The organism is Streptomyces novaecaesareae (assembly GCF_000716875.1).
Taxonomy (GTDB): domain Bacteria; phylum Actinomycetota; class Actinomycetes; order Streptomycetales; family Streptomycetaceae; genus Kitasatospora; species Kitasatospora novaecaesareae.
Genome location: NZ_JNWQ01000038.1, coordinates 42274 through 57693, shown reverse-complemented (window position 1 = coordinate 57693; position 15420 = coordinate 42274). Strand labels below are relative to the sequence as shown.

Here is a 15420-nt window from a genome sequence, read left to right as displayed (position 1 = left end):
GCCCGGCCCGTTTACCCCGGCGATGAGTCCTTCCCGCAGCGGCCGCCCCGCCGGCGACCCGGTGTCGCCCGACGCACCCCGTCGCCGGTTCGGCCGGTGGCGCGGCGCGGCAGCCGAGCTGCCCTCCGGCCCGGACGGCGCCGACGCGCCCGCCCGGGTGCCCGCCGTCGCCGGGCCGCAGGTCGGCGCCCCGACCGTCATCCGGTCCGAACTGCGGCCGGTCGGCCCGCACTTCGTCATCGCGCCGTCCACCGCCGGGGAGGACGAACTGTCCGCCGCCGTCGGGGCGCTGCGCCCGGTGCCCGGCAGCATCATCGTGGTCGCCGCCGCCCCCGACTCGGCCCCCGTGCTGCGCGACCGGATGGCCGACCTCGGCGTGATCGCCCGCTCCCGAGGCGCCACCAGCCTGGTGCTCGCCGCCTCCGGCCTCGCCGCACTCGCCCCCAACGGCCGCCGGCCCGCCGAGGTCGTCGCCGACCGGGCGGGCCTGCCGGTGGTCGCGCCGGACGGCCTGGTGGAGATCACCCAGGACGGCAACCTCAAGGTCATCGCCCCCGACGGCGCCCCCGAGGGGGCCTCCTGGTGGCACTGCGCCCCGGGCGCCGCACCGCGCCCGGTGCGCGAGATCATCGGCGCCACCGCCCCGATCGAGCCGCACCACGCCGCCGTTCCGACCGCTGCCGTCGTCCCGGCCGTGCCTGCGGTCCCCCTGGTCCCTGCAGTCCCTGCAGTCCCTGCTGTCCCTGCAGTCCCTGCGATTCCCACCGTTCAGGCCGCGCCCGCAGGGCCCGCCCCCACCGGCGGCCGGGCCCCGGCCGTCCAGGTGCAGCGGCTGCCGACCGGCTACTGGCTCACCCACCCGGCCGCCCGACCCTCCGGCCCGCTGCCCGACCTCGCGCTGGCCGACGCACCGCCCGGCACCGTCGTCCTGGTCGTCGGAACACCCGCACTGCCGGTCCTGCTGCCCGAGGACTTCGCGGACACCGTGGCCGCCCTGCCCCTCGGATCGGCCCGGCTGCTGGTGAGCGCCCCCTGGGCCGCCCCCGCCGAACTCGCCACGCTCACCGGCGCGCTGTCCGCCCGGCTGGCCCGGCCGGTGAACGCCGCGATCGGCCTGCCCGTCATCGGGCCGGGCGGCCCCACCTCGTACGTCCTCGACTCCCACGGCCACGCCTGCTGGGAGCCCTACCTGCTGCGCCTCGCCGCCGCCCCCGGCCAGGGGACCGTCCCCTCCGGCTGGCGCAACGGCGGCGCGACCTGGCACACCGCCGGCCCCGCCGTCTTCGACGCCTTCCCCTACTGGGCCCTGGAGGCCGTCCCGGCCGGCCTCTGGCTGCGCCCGGAGCCCCCGCACATCCTCACCCCGCGCTTCCGCCGGCCCGAGTCGGCCCGCCCGCTGCTGATCGTCGGCGAGCGGGACCGCCCGGTCGACGCCGAGGTCTTCGAAGAGCTGGGCAAGCTGCTCGACCACCTCCCGGGGGCCGGATCCCAGGGGTTCGGGCTGCTCGTCCACGGACTGCTGGAACCTTCCACCGAGCGGATCGCCCGCTTCATCGCCCGGATGCACGACCTGGACTGGCTCGGCCCCGAACAGCCCGCCGGAGCCGTGCCGGGCGTGGCACCGGTGGCGTACGGGATCGGCCCGGCAGCCCGGCAGGAGGCGGTGGTGCAGGCGGCGGTAATGCACGCGGCACCCGTCGCCGCATCGCACCCGGCCGCCGTCACCGCCTCCGCTCCCGCGGCCATCGCCGGCCCGGCCACACCGGTGGCCCCGGCGGCCCTGGGCCCCGCTCCGGAGGAACCCGCCGTCGAGGCCGAGGCCGAGGTCGAGGCCGAAGGCAAGGTGGCGGCCTCTCCTGCCGCCGCCCCGATTCCGGACCCGATTCCGGACCCGGCACCCCGGCCGGTACCCGCAGCCGTGGGCCCACCCATCCGGACCTCGACCAGCGGCGGACCGGACGAACCCGCCGCCGGGCCCCGCAGGCCGGTGGCCCCGGCCACGTACGGATCGACGCCCGACGTCCCGTCCTCCGCTGCCGTGCCCGCGCCCGCACCGGCCCCCGCCCGCACCGCCGCCGAGGGCGGCCACCGGCCCGAGCCGCCCACCGAAGCGTTTACCGAACCGCCCACCGAACCGGTCGCCCAACTCCCCCTCCCCGCACCGGAGACCGACCCGGACGAAGACCCGACCCCCGCCCCGGACGAGGAACCGAACGAAGCTCCCCCCGTCGCACCCGTCGAGCCACCCGACCAAGCCCCGGACGGCGACGACCCGGACAACGACGACCCGGACAGCGACGACCCGGACAGCGACGACCCCGACGCCACCCCGGCACCGCCCGCCCACCCGCAGACCCGCCTGCTCACCCCGGAGGCCTCGCCCGCCCCAGCCCCCGGAACCACTGCTGTCGCCACCGTCAGCGGCCCGGACGACCGCGACGCCGTCCGCGCCCTGCTCGGCGAGCACTACCAGCGCTGCTCCGGCCGGGTCGACCAGGTCGCGACCCGGCTGCCCGGGCTGCGCTCCACCTCCAAGGACGACATCAAGCCCGACCTCGCCGCCGTCCTCCTCCACCACGGCGACACCGGAATCCCGGTGCCCCGCGCCGAGTTGGTCACGGCCGCACGCTCCGGCGACCCCGCGCTCGCCCCCTTCCTCCGCTGCCTCGCCTCCGGCCTGCGTCGCCTCCCCAGCCACCACGGCGCGGTCCTGCTCTGCGCCCCGCCCGGCCCCGACCCGGCGGCCCTGCTGGCCCACTACCGCGTCGGTCAGCGGCTGACCGAGCCCGCCCCGGTCACCGGCCTGACCGCCCCCGCCGTCGAACTCCACGGCGCCTCCGTCGAGTTCTTCATCTGGTCGGCCACCGGCCGGCGCACCGCCGCCTTCGGCTCCGGCACCGAGGACCCACGGGTGACCTTCGCCCCCGGCACCAGCTTCACCGTCCTCGCCACCACCCCCGCCGACCCGACCGACCCGGCGGGCCGCTCCGCCCGCGTCCTGCTGCGCGAGTCCGGCCCCGCCGACGCCGACCCCGCCGACCGCGACCGCAGCGCCCTGTCCCGCCTCACCAGCTGGCTGGACCGCCGCGACCAGCTCTCCCCCGCCGACCGCCGCCACGTCGAGGACCCCAGCCCCTTCCACCTCACCCCCGGCGTCGAAGTCCTCCCGACCCCCTCTTGACCCGCCTCGGCGGGCGTTGCCACCATCGATCGCCCCGTCGAACTCCCGGAGGACGCATGGCACTCACCGACCGCGTCGCCGCAAGGCTCGCCGACCGTTTCGGCCCGGAGGCCGACGCCACCGCCGCCCTGCTGGAGGAGGCCGAAGGCCGGGTCCAGCACGGGCAGGACCGCGAACGGATCACCGCCGCCCTGGTGGTCCTGGCGGACGGCAGCCCGGACCGGCTGCACGACGCGATCCTGCTTCTGGAGACCGACTGGCGGGATCTGCTGATGTCGGCCGAACTCGCGGACGGGGACTGGCCCTCGAAGCTGGACGACCTCTTCGGCCCGAAGTAGGTTCGGCGACTCAGATCACGGCGGACTGCCAGGAGTCACCGTCACCGATCGGCCCGGCACCGTCCGCCGAGGTGTCGCCGACGGGGTCCACCACCAGGTCGGCCGGGAGCACCACCGACGCGACGGTCCCTCCGGTGTCGGCAGGCGCCAGCCGGACCTGGATGCCGTGGCGGAGCGCGATGCGGCCGACCACGAGGAAGCCCATGCTGTCGGAGACAGAGGGGTCCACGGGCACCGCGTCGGCGAGGTGCCGGTTGAAGGCGACGAACGTCTCGGAGGACATGCCGAGACCGGAGTCGACGACCTCGATCACCAGCCGGCCGTCGGGCAGACCGTGGGCCGTCGCTTGAACCCTGCAGCTCGGAGGAGAGAAGAGGGTGGCGTTCTCCAATAGCTCGGCGAGCAGATGGATGACGTCCGTGACGCCACGGCTGGCGACCTCGGCCTCCGGTACGGCGGCGATGTCGATGCGCTGGTACTCCTCCACCTCGGACGTGGCGGCGCGGAGCACGTTGATCAGCGGGACGGGACGGGCCCAGCGGCGCGGTTCCGCGCCCGCGAGGATGAGCGCGGTCTCGCAGTGGCGACGCATGCGGGTCGCGAGGTGGTCCAGCTTGAACAGGCCCTCCAACTGCTCCTGTTCGGGCTCCTGGCGCTCCAACGCGTCGAGGAGCGTCAGCTGCCGGTGGACCAGGCCGGCGCTGCGGCGCGACAGATTGGTGAACACCGCATGGGTGTTGCCGAACCGGCGGGTCTGTTCGGCGGCGACGGTCGCGAGTTCATGGAGGAGCGTGTCGAAGCAACGGGCCAGTAGTCCCACGTCGTCCCGGCCGTGGAGGCCGACGGATGGGATCTTCAGGCTGCCCGGTCCCAAGAGTTGACCTGTGGCGATCGCCCGAAGCAACAAGGGGAGGTACGTCTCGATGATCTGCTCGGCCGTCCCACGGAGTTCACGCAGCGCCGTGGGCGTCCGCAGACGACTCACCCGCCGCCCCTCGTCCACGATCTCCTGCGCCTCGGCGCGCGCGCCCAGCCGCACGCCCTCGGCCTCCTCCCGCGCCGCGCGCAGGAGTCGGTCCGCCTCGGCCGTACGCGCCACCGCGACCCGGGTGGCCTCCGCCCGGACCCGCTCCGCCTCGGCCCGGACCCGCCGGGCCTCGGCATCCACCTTGGCCCGCGCGCCCTCGGCATACGCCTCGATTCCCTCCACCAGGCGGGCGGCCTCCTGCCGGGCCTCCTCCACGAGGCCCGCAGCCTGCTGCCGGGCCTCCTCCAGGACGAACGCTGCCTCGACCTCCGCTCGGGCGCGCGTCTCCCGGGCCCGCTCCTCGGCCGCACCGATCCTCTGCGCCGCCGTCCGCTCCGCCTCCTCGACCAGCTGCTTCCCGGCGTTCCGGATGCGGCCCAACGGCGCCTTGACCTGCCGGTTGAGCGACCGGAGGTCCACCCACCGGCGCCGCCAGCGGTCGATCAGTTCCGGGTGCGCCTTGTGGCCGCGCGGCGTCCGCCCGTCCACCGGCAGCGGGTTGCTGACCACGCGGACGAACTCCAGCAGGAAGTTCACCGCGGGCAGCCGCTTGCCGGTCAGGAGGTCGGCGATCCCCGCCTTGGTCAGCTTGAAGACCTGGGCCGCGCCGCAGATCTCGCCGTACGAGGGTGCGCCGTACTCGATGTGCAGGCGGTTCAGGTCGTCCACGAAGGCGGCGAACCGCTCGTCGTACGCGGCGACGGCCGCGAGATCTCCCGGGTCGGTCTCCGCCGGTCGCTCTGCCACGACTCTCCTTGTCGACGCTACCTCAGTTAGCTTCGCGCACAGCGTACTTCGAACGACCGTGGACAGTCCTGAACGTTCTCGAACGCCCGTTGACGGGCCGCCGTTCAAGAACGGCACCCCGCCGTACGGCTGCCTAGGCCCAGCCCGGGACTTCTGGTCGGCTCTGACCATGACGGACGAAGACTCCCGCCCTCTCCCCACCCCCACCGGGGCAGATGCCCCACAGGCCCCGCAGCCCCCCGAACAGGCCGACGGCCCCGCCGGATCGACCCGACACCGGACGCTGGACCTGATCGCCCTCGTCACCCTCCTGGTGATCGCCACCGGGGTCTACCTGACGGCGGGCAGCGGCGGGTTCTCGGTGATCACCGGCGCCGGCGTCGGCCTCTACGGCCTGTGGCGCGCCCGCCGGTGACCGCCCCGCCGAGCACCCCGCTCGGGCCCGGAAACGCAGCAGCACCCCGGCCGAGGAACCCGGCCGGGGTGCTGCGATGCAGGTCGGAGCGGGCGTGACCGCCTCGTTCCAGGTGGGGCACCAGGGGCTCGAACCCTGAACCTACGGATTAAAAGTCCGCAGCTCTGCCAATTGAGCTAGTGCCCCGCGGCCCGTGGTCCCGGTGGTACCTGGTGGGAGGGCCACGGCGATCCTACCCGGTAGGGCCCAGGGCTCCGCCAGTGGATTGCGCGGGCGCGCCGGGTGTGTGGAGCGGCTCTCAGAGCGCGGCGTAGTGGGCGGCGCGGACGCGGCGGAGCCAGGCCTCGACGGGGCGCGGGTCGGGGGCGGTGGGCAGGACGCCGGGGCGGTCGAGGCGGTCGGCGGCGTCGGCGAGCAGGGACTCGGCGACGGCGGGCCGGTCGGCGATGCGTTCCCCGAACTCGCGGACGTGTTCGGGGTCGGGCAGGCGGATCAGGTTGCGGCCGGTCTCGTGCAGCCGGACGGCCTGCTCGACCAGTCGGACCAGGTGCCGGGCGTGCTTGGCGGCCCGGCGGCGCGCGGCTGGTTCGGCGCGGTCGCGGGTGAGCAGCTTGCGGAACTGCTGGTCGGCGTAGCCGAGATAGGCCTTCCGTACGGCGGGCGCGCTGAGGAAGGCCGCGCGGATGCCGATCAGTTCGTCACCGAGCGGGGTGCGGGTCTCGTACAGGTCGTCCGGCAGCCAGACGAGTTCGGACGCGGTCGGGTTGCAGCCCAGCGCCAGTCGGCACCACTTGGCGGCCTCGTGCAGGGTGAGGTCGGGCTCGATGGTGACGTGCGACTCGGCCGGGCGGTGCAGGCCGTGCAACTCCTCGGTGGGGGTGGCGAACAGGCCCAGCCGGTCGATGTCGGAGCCGGCGTGCGCGAAGCCGTACGCGGTGGATCCGACGATCCCGGCGAGCAGGACGGTGCCGACGGGCAGGGCGGCAGCGGGCACGGCAGGAGCGGCAACGGCGGGCATGGGCGGTCTCCTCCCGGGAGCCGGACGGACGGGCTGCGGACTGGTACCGCATCCTCTCCGGAGCGGGCCGCGCCGGGCGAGCGATTTCCGGTCCGGGGCCGGTCCGGCCGCCGATACTGGCCGCATGGAGCACGATCCCCACTCGGAACACCCCGGCGCCGTCGGCGTCGAGAAGCTGCGCGCCTGGTGGTCGCACCGGCAGTGGCTGGACCGCCCGCACACCGGGGCGTCCGCCGCCGAGGTGCTGGCCGCCACCGGCTGGGCCCGCTCGGTGGGCGGCGCGGCGCCGTACCTGGGCCTGTTCGCCCGGGCCGGGCTGGGGCGGGCCGCGGTGGACGAGGCGGTGGCCCGGCTGGAGGTGCACGAGCTACCGTCCGCGCGGGGCTGTACGTACGTGCTTCCGGCCGCCGACTTCGCGCTCGGTCTGGCCGTCGGCGCGGCCGCCCCGGAGGGTGAACTGGCCGCGGCGGAGCGGAATCTGGGGGTCGGCCGGGACGAGGTGGAGAAGCTCTGCCTGGCCGTCGAGCGCGTGCTGTCCGAGGGCGGTCCGCTGGATCCGACCACGATCCGGGAGGCGGTCGGCGACGCCGTCCGGCCGCTCGGCGAGGCGGGCAGGAAGCGCGGCCTGGCCACCACCCTGCCGCTCGCCCTCGGGCTGCTGCAGTCGCGCGGCCGGGTCCGCCGGGTGCCCGTCAACGGCCGTCTGGACCAGCAGCGTTACGGCTACGTCGGCTGGGACCAGCCGGTCGCGGGGGCCGCGGTCGACCTCGCCCGCCGCTACTTCTCCTGGGCCGGCCCGGCCACCCTGCGGCACTTCCGCTGGTTCTCCGGCTTCACCGCCGCCACCGCCCGCCGGGCCGTCGCCGAGGCGGGCCTGGTCCCGCTCGCGCCCGGCTCGGAACTCCTCCTGCCGCCCGAACTCGTCGAGGAGTTCGCCGAGTTCACGCCGCCCCGCGAGCCGCACCCGACCCTGCTGGCCGGCATCGACGGCATCCACCTGCTGCACCGCGACCTGCCCCGGCTGCTCGACCCCGCCGACGCCGCCCGCCCGGTGCCCGCCGGCCGGGCCGGCCGCACCTTCGGCGGCGAGGCCGACCCGCAGACCCACCTCGTGCTCGACCGCGGCCGGATCGTCGGGCTCTGGGAGTACGACACCGAGCGGGCCGAGATCGTCCTGCTGCCCTTCGTGCCACTCGACGACGCCCTGCGGGCTGCGGTGGCCCGCACCGAGGCCTTCGTCCGGGAGGAGCTCGGCGACGCCCGCGGCTTCAGCCTGGACTCGCCGAGGAGCCGGGCGCCCAGGATCGCGGCACTGCGGGCGGCCGGAGCGGGCGGGCTCGGCCCAACGGCCGGGTAGCGTACGGGCCATGTCGACCACCACCCCCGACCCGGCCACCCCCGACCCGACCGGCACCAGCCCGGCCGCCACCCCCGCCCCGACCACCGCCGCCCCGGCCGGCACCGCCCCGGCCGCCACCGACGAGGTCCTGATCGTCACCGGCGCCGGCCGCGGCATCGGTGCCGCCACCGCCGTGCTGGCCGCCCGCCGCGGCCACCGGGTCTGCGTCAACTACCGTACGGACGAGGCCTCGGCGGCCGCCGTCGTGGACGCGATCCGGGCCGAGGGCGGCACCGCCCTCGCCGTGCGCGCGGACGTCAGCCGCACCGCCGGGGTGGAGCGGCTGTTCACCACCGTGGACGCCGAACTCGGCCCGCTCACCGGCCTGGTGAACAACGCCGGCACGCTGGAGCGGCAGTGCCGGCTGGAGGAGATCGACGAGGACCGGCTGAACCGGATCTGGGCCGCCAACGTCACCGGCCCGTTCCTGTGCGCGGCCCAGGCCGTCCGCCGGATGTCCACCCGGTACGGCGGGCGCGGCGGCGCCATCGTCAACGTCTCCTCGGCCGCCTCCCGGATCGGCTCGCCGAACGAGTACGTCGACTACGCGGCGGCCAAGGGCGCGGTGGACTCGATGACCCGCGGCCTCGCGCTGGAGGTCGCGGCCGAGGGGATCCGGGTCAACGCGGTGCGGCCGGGGCTGATCCACACCGACATCCACGCGCTCGGCGGCGAGCCCGGGCGGGTCGACCGGGTCGCCCCCGGCCTGCCGATGCAGCGCGGCGGACGGCCGGAGGAGGTCGCCGAGGCGATCCTCTTCCTGCTCTCCCCGGCCGCCTCGTACACCACGGGGGCGTTCCTGGAGGTCTCCGGCGGACGCTGAGGGCCCGGTCCCGCTCCCGGGGCCGAAGGCGGACCCCGGGTGCCGGTTCCGGTCCCGGGTGCCGGTTCCGGTCCCGGGGGCCGCTTTCGGACAGCGTCGGCCCGCAACCGAACGGTCCCCTCCGGTTTCCTTCCGCGCGCCCGCCCCCGCCCGTACGGTGGTGGCCATGACCGACGCCTTCATCGACATCCCCGGTGTGCGCAACTTCCGTGACGCGGGCGGGATCGGCACCCTTCGCCGGGGCGTGCTGTACCGCTCCGGGTCCTTCCACACGCTCACCGAGGAGGGCGCCCGGCGGCTCAAGGAGCTCGGCCTGCGCACGGTGATCGACCTGCGCAGCCCGTTCGAACTGGAGGTCTGGCCGGACCAGCGGCACGGCCTCGACCACGAGGCCCTCAGCCTGCCGACGCTGCCCGCCGACCGCGGGGACGTCGACCGGCCGTGGCCCGAGGACCAGGCCTCGCTCTACCCCTTCATGGCCGAGACGGCCGGCCGCTCGCTGGCCGCCGTCGTCCGCCGCCTCGCCGCGCCGGAGTCGCTGGCCGCCGTCGTCCACTGCGCCGTCGGCAAGGACCGCACCGGCCTCACCATCGCCGTCCTGCAGTCCCTGCTGGGCGCCTCCGAGGCCGACATCACCGCCGACTTCCTGCTCTCCAACATCGGCCTGGGCCTGGACAAGGGCCCCGCCCCGTACATCGACGAGACCGGCGCCGAGCGCCTCTCCCGCCCGATCAGCGCCGAACTCATCGCCTCCTCCCTCGCCTGGATCCACACCCACCACGGCACGATCCCGGCCTACCTCCGCCACCACGGCGCCACCGACGCCGAACTCGACGCCGTCCGCGCCAACCTCTCGGCCTGAGGCCTGAGGCCTGAGACCTGAGACCTGAGGCCTGAGACCTGAGCCCGCCGGCCGGTGACGTACGGCCGCCCCCGGCTCGCTAGGCCCGGCGCTCGAAGCGCCACCACTGGGTCGGAGAGTCGGTGTCCTCCCACTGCCGGACGCCCTCCTCCGGGGGCTCCGGCGCCGTCAGGGGCTTGCCGCTGATGAAGCTGGTGACCGTGTAGGTGCCCGGGGCGTCCACGTGGCCCTCCAGCAGCCACTCCTGGGCGCCGAAGGCGTTGGCACCCCACTGCTGGATGGGGACGCCGTCGTCCGGGGAGGCGCCGGTGACGTCGAGGCGCTTGCCGCTGGCGGCGTTCTCGATGTGGAAGAGCGCGCCGCCCGGGTGGACGGCGGTGAGGTGCCAGAGCTGGTTGTCGGTGCCGTCGTCCGCGCCCAGCACGATCCGGGCGCCGCTGCGCCGGGAGGCGCCGGCGACCTGCAGCAGCAGGCCGCTGCCGACGTTGCGGACGAGGTAGCTGCCGTCGGTGATCGCGGAGTCAGTCACGGTCGAAGTCTGCCACCGGGTACCGACAGCCCCGTGGCCGACCGTGGCCGAGGTGCGGGGGCGTTTCGACCGGACCGGTCCGGCCGCCTATGCTGCGGCGAATGTCCACCGAGCAGACACCGTCGCACCGTCAGCAGCCCGCCCTCCTCGAAGCGGTGGCCGAACTGGAGGCGGTGGTCGCGGCCGGGGACGACGAGCGCTTCGGCCCCGCCCTCGGCGCGGTCGGCGGGCTGTTCGGCTCGGCCGCCCCGCAGGAGCGGGTGGCGGCCGGCCCCCGGCTGGCCGCGCTGCTGCCGGACGCCCCGCCGTTCCCCCGCGCCCACCTGGCCATGGTGGTGGGCGCCTGTGTCGAGCACGGCGCCGACCCGGTGGCCTGCGCCGGCCCGGTGCTGGCCGGCCTGCGCGGGGCGCTGACCGGGGTGGAGCTGCTGCTGCGGCGCTGGGCCGGGACGGGCGGCGGCCCGCTGCCGGACCCGGAGGAGGACGACCCGGCCGAGGCGCACGCGCGGATCGCGGACCCGGCGCTGCTGGACGAGTGGCACGCGCACCTGGCCGTGGTCGGCTGGTGGACGCTGCACCTGTGGCAGCAGGCGTCCTGGGCGGTGTACTCGCACGCGCCGGTGCGGGCCGAGGCCCGCGCCTCGGGTGTGACCGAGGTACTCGTGGAGCTGTTCGGCCGGTACGGCGGCGAGCAGCACGACTTCAAGGGCCTGGCCCACCTGGCGCTGATGCCGGACGACGAGCCGCTGCTGGTGCTGGACCGCCCCACCGGCACCGGCTACCTGCTGCGGATGAGCGGCCTGAGCGACACCTTCCAGCTGCACACCCTGCTCGCCGACGTGCTGATCGGCGGCGGCCACCTGCCCGGCACCCCGCAGGACCCGGAGGTGGTGGCGCTGGCCCGGACGGCCTTCCTGGACGGCCGCCGGGTGATCGCGACCGGCGCCTTCAACCTGGTCGCGCCGGACGGCTCCTGGATCTGGAACGAGGGCACCCCGAGCGACGTCCCGGTGCTGGACGGCGTGCGCACCCTGGTCCTGGAGCCGCTGCCGTACGAGCGCAGCTGGGCGGCCGGGCGGTTCATCCAGGAGGTCCCGGGCGACCTGCGGCTGGAACGGGTGCTCTCCCCGGCGGAGGCGGCGGAGCGGCTCGCCCGCACCGTCCCGGGGCACTCGGTCGAGCAGGCCTTCCGCTGAGGCGTGTCCGACGCTTCCCGCGACTCCCGCCCGACGCATCCCGCAGCTCCCGCCCGGCGGCCCCGGAAGGCCGCCCCGGAAGGCCGCCGGCGCGGTCGGGTTAGGGTCGGAAGTCGACGGGCCCTTACCGGCCCCACCAGCCTCACCCGTGACGAGTGGAGTCGACGATGGCGAAGGTTCCGAACGTACTCACGGCGGCCGCGCCCGCCACGCTGACCGCGGCCAGCGGCCTGGTCGGCGGCTACGGCGTCGCCCGTTGGACCGGCCGGCGCGAGCTGGGCGGCGCGGTGCTGGCGGTGGCCGGCGCCGGGGCGGCCGCGCAGTGGCGCCGCAGCTCGGGCACGGGCACCGCGGCGGCGCTGACCGGCCTGTACGTGGCGGCCTTCGGCGGCTCGCACCCGCTGGCGAAGCGGATCGGCGCCTGGCCGTCCGTGTTCGCCGTCACCGGCGTGGTCGCGGCGGCCTCCACGGCGGCGACGGCGCTCGCCACCCGCAAGCGGTAACCGCCAGCCGCGAACCCTCAGCGCGCCGCCTCCGCACCGAACCGGGCCTCGAAGGCGGCCCGGTTCGCCGAGACCGGCGAGCGGTCCCAGACCGCGAACACCACCCGCTCGAAGGCCGCCCCGTACCGGGCCAGCGCGCCCTCGAAGGCCTCGGCGACCTGCGCCGGGTCGTTGCGGAACACCCCGCAGCCCCAGGCGCCGAGCACCAGCGTGCGCACCTCGTGCCGGGCCGCCGCCGCGAGCACCCGCACGGCCCGCTCGGCGAGCACGCCCCGGACGTCGGTGCCGGCCGAACGCCGCTCCAGCTGACCGGCGTTGGGGGCGGGCGAGGTCAGGAAGGTGACCGGGTACGGCTGCGCCAGCAGCTCGCCGCGCCCGCCGCGGATCACCGGCACGTCGGGCGAGACGATCACCCGGTGGCTGTACCGGAGGTCGGTGGAGGCCCGGTGTGCCTCGTAGTAGTCCGGCGCCTCCAGCAGGCAGCTGTACAGCAGCGCGCTGCGGCAGATGTCCTCCTCCTGGGCGCGGGCGCCGCGCAGGTAGCCGCCGCCGGGGTTGCGGGCGGAGGCGAAGTTCAGCACCCCGACCGGGCCGGCCCCGGCCGCGACCAGCCGCCGGGCGGCCTCGATGCTCCCCTCGGCCGTCACCTCGACGCTCCCGCGCGACCCCGGCCCCGCCTCCGGCCCGGGCCCCGGCTCGCCCGCCGCCACCAGCGCGTCCAGCGCCTGCGGCGAGTACGACACCGTCCCGGCCCGTGCCGCCGTCAACTGCTCCCCCACCTGCACGAGTTCACCACCGGCCGTCCGGTAGCTCCCCCGCTCGGCGATCTCCTCGTTCACCCGTGCCACGTCATGCAGTCTGCTGCTCATGCCCCGGAGGCTACGGGACTACCGCTGCGCGGCGCCACAGGTTATTCTCACTCCCAGAACAACACCTCGGGGGGAGCACGACGAGGTGTCGGGGGGTATCGGGGGAACGCGAAGGGCCCGCTCCGGGGGACGGAGCGGGCCCTTCGTACGTTCAGCCGGGCCGGCGGTCGACTACCGCCGGTGCGGCGTCAGTTCTTCCAGCGCGGCTTGCGGTCGTCGCGGTTGAAGCCACCGCGGTCACGGTCGAAACCGCCGGAGCGGGCGCCGCGGTCGTCGCGGTTGAAGCCACCGCGGTCGGCCTGCGGACGGCCACCGGCGCGGTGGTCGTCACGGCGGGAGAACGGACGGCTGCTGCCGCCGCGCTCGTCGCGGTCACGGCCGAAGGCCGGGCGGTCGCCGAAGGAGCGGGCCGGACGGTCACCGAAGGAGCGGGCGCCGCGGTCGTCGCGGTCCCGGTTGAAGCCACCCGAACGGCCGCCACGGTCGTCACGGTCGCGGTTGAAGCCACCACCGGAGCGACGGTCGTCACGGTCACCGAAGGAACGGCCACCACGGTCGTCACGGTCCCGGTTGAAGCCACCCGAACGGCCGCCACGGTCGTCACGGTCGCGGTTGAAGCCACCACCAGAGCGACGGTCGTCACGGTCACCGAAGGAACGGCCACCACGGTCGTCACGGTCCCGGTTGAAGCCACCCGAGCGACCACCACGGTCGTCACGGTCGCCGCCACGGTCCCGGTCACGGCCGAAGGCCGGACGCTCGGTGCGCGCCTCGCGGTACGACGGGGTGCGCTCCTCGGCCTGCGGGGCGGCGGCCGGAGCCGTCTCCTCGGCGGCCGGAGCCTCCGCGGTGGCCTCGTCGCCCGCCTCGGCGGCCGGCTCCTCGTCCTCGATGCCCAGCTCGGCCCGCTCGCGCGCCGCACGGGCGGCCAGCCGGTCGGCCTCCTCGCGCAGCTCGGTGGCGCGGCGCTGCGCGCGCTCCAGCTGGCGGGTCATGTCGGCGAGCTCGCGCTCGGCGGCACCGGCGATGTTGGCGGCGCTCTCCGCCTGGACCTCGGTGAGCGAACGGGCGCCGGTGATCCGGGCGACCTCCGCGTCGAAGGCGTGGTCCAGGATGTGGCGGCTGGCGTCGACGCCCGCGTCCTCCATCAGGCGGAAGACGCCACGGCGCTGGTGCGGCAGCACCAGGGTGACGACGGCGCCGGAGCGACCGGCCCGCGCGGTGCGGCCGGAGCGGTGCAGGTAGTCCTTGTGGTCGCCGGCCGGGTCCACGTTGAGAACCAGGTCGATGCCGTCGACGTGGATGCCGCGGGCGGCGACGTCGGTGGCGACGACGACGTTGACGTAGCCGTCCTTGAAGTCGCCGAGGACGCGGGTACGGGCGCCCTGGGTCATGCCGCCGTGCAGCGCGTCGGCCTTCACGCCGGCCTCGATCAGCTGCTCGGCGACGCGGTCGGCGCCCATCTGGGTGCGGACGAAGATGATCGTGCGGCCCTTGCGGGCGGCGATCGCGTTGGTGATCGGCGCCTTGTCCTTGGGCTTCACCACGAGGATGTGGTGGGTCATGGTGGTGACCGCACCGGCCGACGGGTCGACCTCGTGGGTGACCGGGTTCTTCAGGTAGCGCTTGACCAGGGTGTCGATCTCGTTCTCCAGGGTGGCGGAGAACAGCAGGCGCTGGCCGCCGGCCGGCACCTGGTCGAGGATCTCGGTGACCTCGGGCAGGAAGCCCATGTCGGCCATCTGGTCGGCCTCGTCGAGGACCACGGTCCGGACGTCGGCGAGCTTGGCGGAACCGCGGTTCAGCAGGTCACGCAGACGGCCGGGGGTGGCGACGAGGATGTCGACGCCGCGCTCCAGCGCGTAGATCTGGTTCGACATCGAGGTGCCGCCGCAGACGACCTTGAGCTTGAGGCCGAGGACCGAGCCGAACGGCTCCAGGGCGTCGGCCACCTGCATGGCCAGCTCGCGGGTCGGGACGAGGATCAGGCCGCGCGGGTGCTTGGGCTTGGTGCGCTCGCCGTCGGCGAGGCGGGTCAGCAGCGGCAGGCCGAAGCTGAGGGTCTTGCCGGAGCCGGTACGGCCACGGCCCAGCACGTCCTTGCCGGCCAGGGCGTCCGGGATGGTCGCGGCCTGGATCGGGAACGGGGTGGTGACGCCGCGCTTGGCGAGGGCACGCACGACGTCGTCGTGCAGGCCCAGGTCGCCGAAGGTGATCGTCGGCTCGGCGGCCGCCTCCTCGGTGGCCTCCACGGCCTCGGCGATCACCTCGTCGGCGGCGGTGTCGATGGTGTCGATGGTGTCGGTGACATCGGCGGCGGCCTCGTTCGCGGGCATGGCGAAGCGGGCGTCGTCAACGAGAGACATGCAGAACCTTCCGGAAGTGGCACGCGCCAAAGTCCGGGGTTCTGTTTCACAACCGCCTCTATGCGGTCAGCCACGGATCGCCGGAACGCGCCAAGGGCGCCAGATGGGATTAGGGCGCCAGTCAAATGAATCAAACGAACGATCTAC

Annotated in this window: 12 protein-coding genes, 1 tRNA gene and 1 pseudogene; 8 read left to right on the top strand and 6 right to left on the bottom strand. The window is 75.3% G+C overall.

The features are described 5' to 3' along the window. Positions 1 to 22 precede the first annotated feature (22 nt). Complete coding sequence (locus tag OP86_RS37460; protein ID WP_157849754.1) at positions 23 to 3181, top strand: hypothetical protein; 3159 nt, start codon at positions 23 to 25, stop codon at positions 3179 to 3181. Between the two features lie 56 nt (positions 3182 to 3237). Beyond that, entirely contained in the window at positions 3238 to 3519 is a 282-nt protein-coding gene (locus tag OP86_RS16815; protein ID WP_030055398.1) for a hypothetical protein, read from the top strand. 10 nt (positions 3520 to 3529) lie between these two features. On the opposite strand, the gene OP86_RS36630 is transcribed toward OP86_RS16815, so the two are convergent. Continuing rightward, positions 3530 to 5293 carry a sensor histidine kinase gene (locus OP86_RS36630; RefSeq protein WP_030055399.1) on the bottom strand — a complete coding sequence of 588 codons (1764 nt, stop codon included), beginning with the start codon at positions 5291 to 5293 and terminating at the stop codon, positions 3530 to 3532. A 169-nt stretch (positions 5294 to 5462) separates the two neighbouring features. Here OP86_RS36630 and OP86_RS16805 point away from each other — a divergent pair, with 169 nt between their 5' ends. Then, positions 5463 to 5708, top strand: coding sequence for a hypothetical protein (locus OP86_RS16805; RefSeq protein ID WP_030055400.1), 246 nt, complete (start codon positions 5463 to 5465; stop codon positions 5706 to 5708). Positions 5709 to 5821: 113 nt separating this feature from the next. Here the strand turns inward: OP86_RS16805 and OP86_RS16800 are convergent. Both OP86_RS16800 and OP86_RS16795 read right to left on the bottom strand, forming a co-directional pair. After that, positions 5822 to 5894: transfer RNA gene (locus OP86_RS16800), tRNA-Lys, on the bottom strand. Between the two features lie 112 nt (positions 5895 to 6006). Then, positions 6007 to 6726 carry a nucleotidyltransferase domain-containing protein gene (locus OP86_RS16795; protein WP_051830164.1) on the bottom strand — a complete coding sequence of 240 codons (720 nt, stop codon included), beginning with the start codon at positions 6724 to 6726 and terminating at the stop codon, positions 6007 to 6009. Between the two features lie 124 nt (positions 6727 to 6850). Between OP86_RS16795 and OP86_RS16790 the strand changes: the two genes are divergently transcribed. The 3 genes from OP86_RS16790 (at position 6851) to OP86_RS16780 (ending at position 9810) form a co-directional block, all read left to right on the top strand. Next, positions 6851 to 8083, top strand: coding sequence for a DNA glycosylase AlkZ-like family protein (locus OP86_RS16790; protein WP_051830163.1), 1233 nt, complete (start codon positions 6851 to 6853; stop codon positions 8081 to 8083). Between the two features lie 10 nt (positions 8084 to 8093). After that, a complete protein-coding gene (locus OP86_RS16785; protein WP_078588443.1) occupies positions 8094 to 8948 on the top strand; it encodes an SDR family oxidoreductase in 855 nt (284 codons plus the stop codon). 166 nt (positions 8949 to 9114) lie between these two features. Continuing rightward, on the top strand, positions 9115 to 9810 hold the full coding sequence (locus OP86_RS16780; RefSeq protein WP_030255496.1) for a tyrosine-protein phosphatase: 696 nt from the start codon (positions 9115 to 9117) through the stop codon (positions 9808 to 9810). A gap of 79 nt (positions 9811 to 9889) precedes the next feature. Here OP86_RS16780 and OP86_RS16775 read toward each other — a convergent pair. Further along, positions 9890 to 10345 (bottom strand): annotated as a pseudogene (locus OP86_RS16775) (RICIN domain-containing protein); the annotation flags it as partial. 95 nt (positions 10346 to 10440) lie between these two features. Between OP86_RS16775 and OP86_RS16770 the strand changes: the two are divergent. Both OP86_RS16770 and OP86_RS16765 read left to right on the top strand, forming a co-directional pair. Beyond that, entirely contained in the window at positions 10441 to 11535 is a 1095-nt protein-coding gene (locus OP86_RS16770) for a hypothetical protein (protein WP_051830162.1), read from the top strand. A gap of 167 nt (positions 11536 to 11702) precedes the next feature. Further along, on the top strand, positions 11703 to 12038 hold the full coding sequence (locus tag OP86_RS16765; protein ID WP_030255487.1) for a hypothetical protein: 336 nt from the start codon (positions 11703 to 11705) through the stop codon (positions 12036 to 12038). 17 nt (positions 12039 to 12055) lie between these two features. Here OP86_RS16765 and OP86_RS16760 read toward each other — a convergent pair whose 3' ends face one another. Together OP86_RS16760 and OP86_RS16755 are read right to left on the bottom strand one after the other, a co-directional pair. Continuing rightward, positions 12056 to 12907 carry a TIGR02452 family protein gene (locus OP86_RS16760; RefSeq protein WP_033332146.1) on the bottom strand — a complete coding sequence of 284 codons (852 nt, stop codon included), beginning with the start codon at positions 12905 to 12907 and terminating at the stop codon, positions 12056 to 12058. A gap of 188 nt (positions 12908 to 13095) precedes the next feature. Next, positions 13096 to 15273 carry a DEAD/DEAH box helicase gene (locus OP86_RS16755; RefSeq protein WP_033332143.1) on the bottom strand — a complete coding sequence of 726 codons (2178 nt, stop codon included), beginning with the start codon at positions 15271 to 15273 and terminating at the stop codon, positions 13096 to 13098. Positions 15274 to 15420 lie beyond the last annotated feature (147 nt).

Bases quoted from the DNA above. Each gene is read 5' to 3' on its own strand.
- OP86_RS16795 (WP_051830164.1), bottom strand. From the start codon at position 6,726: ATGCCCGCCGTTGCCGCTCCTGCCGTGCCCGCTGCCGCCCTGCCCGTC.
- OP86_RS16815 (WP_030055398.1), top strand. From the start codon at position 3,238: ATGGCACTCACCGACCGCGTCGCCGCAAGGCTCGCCGACCGTTTCGGC.
- OP86_RS37460 (WP_157849754.1), top strand. From the start codon at position 23: ATGAGTCCTTCCCGCAGCGGCCGCCCCGCCGGCGACCCGGTGTCGCCC.
- OP86_RS16785 (WP_078588443.1), top strand. From the start codon at position 8,094: ATGTCGACCACCACCCCCGACCCGGCCACCCCCGACCCGACCGGCACC.
- OP86_RS16790 (WP_051830163.1), top strand. From the start codon at position 6,851: ATGGAGCACGATCCCCACTCGGAACACCCCGGCGCCGTCGGCGTCGAG.
- OP86_RS16805 (WP_030055400.1), top strand. From the start codon at position 5,463: ATGACGGACGAAGACTCCCGCCCTCTCCCCACCCCCACCGGGGCAGAT.
- OP86_RS16770 (WP_051830162.1), top strand. From the start codon at position 10,441: ATGTCCACCGAGCAGACACCGTCGCACCGTCAGCAGCCCGCCCTCCTC.
- OP86_RS16780 (WP_030255496.1), top strand. From the start codon at position 9,115: ATGACCGACGCCTTCATCGACATCCCCGGTGTGCGCAACTTCCGTGAC.
- OP86_RS16760 (WP_033332146.1), bottom strand. From the start codon at position 12,907: ATGAGCAGCAGACTGCATGACGTGGCACGGGTGAACGAGGAGATCGCC.
- OP86_RS16765 (WP_030255487.1), top strand. From the start codon at position 11,703: ATGGCGAAGGTTCCGAACGTACTCACGGCGGCCGCGCCCGCCACGCTG.
- OP86_RS16755 (WP_033332143.1), bottom strand. From the start codon at position 15,273: ATGTCTCTCGTTGACGACGCCCGCTTCGCCATGCCCGCGAACGAGGCC.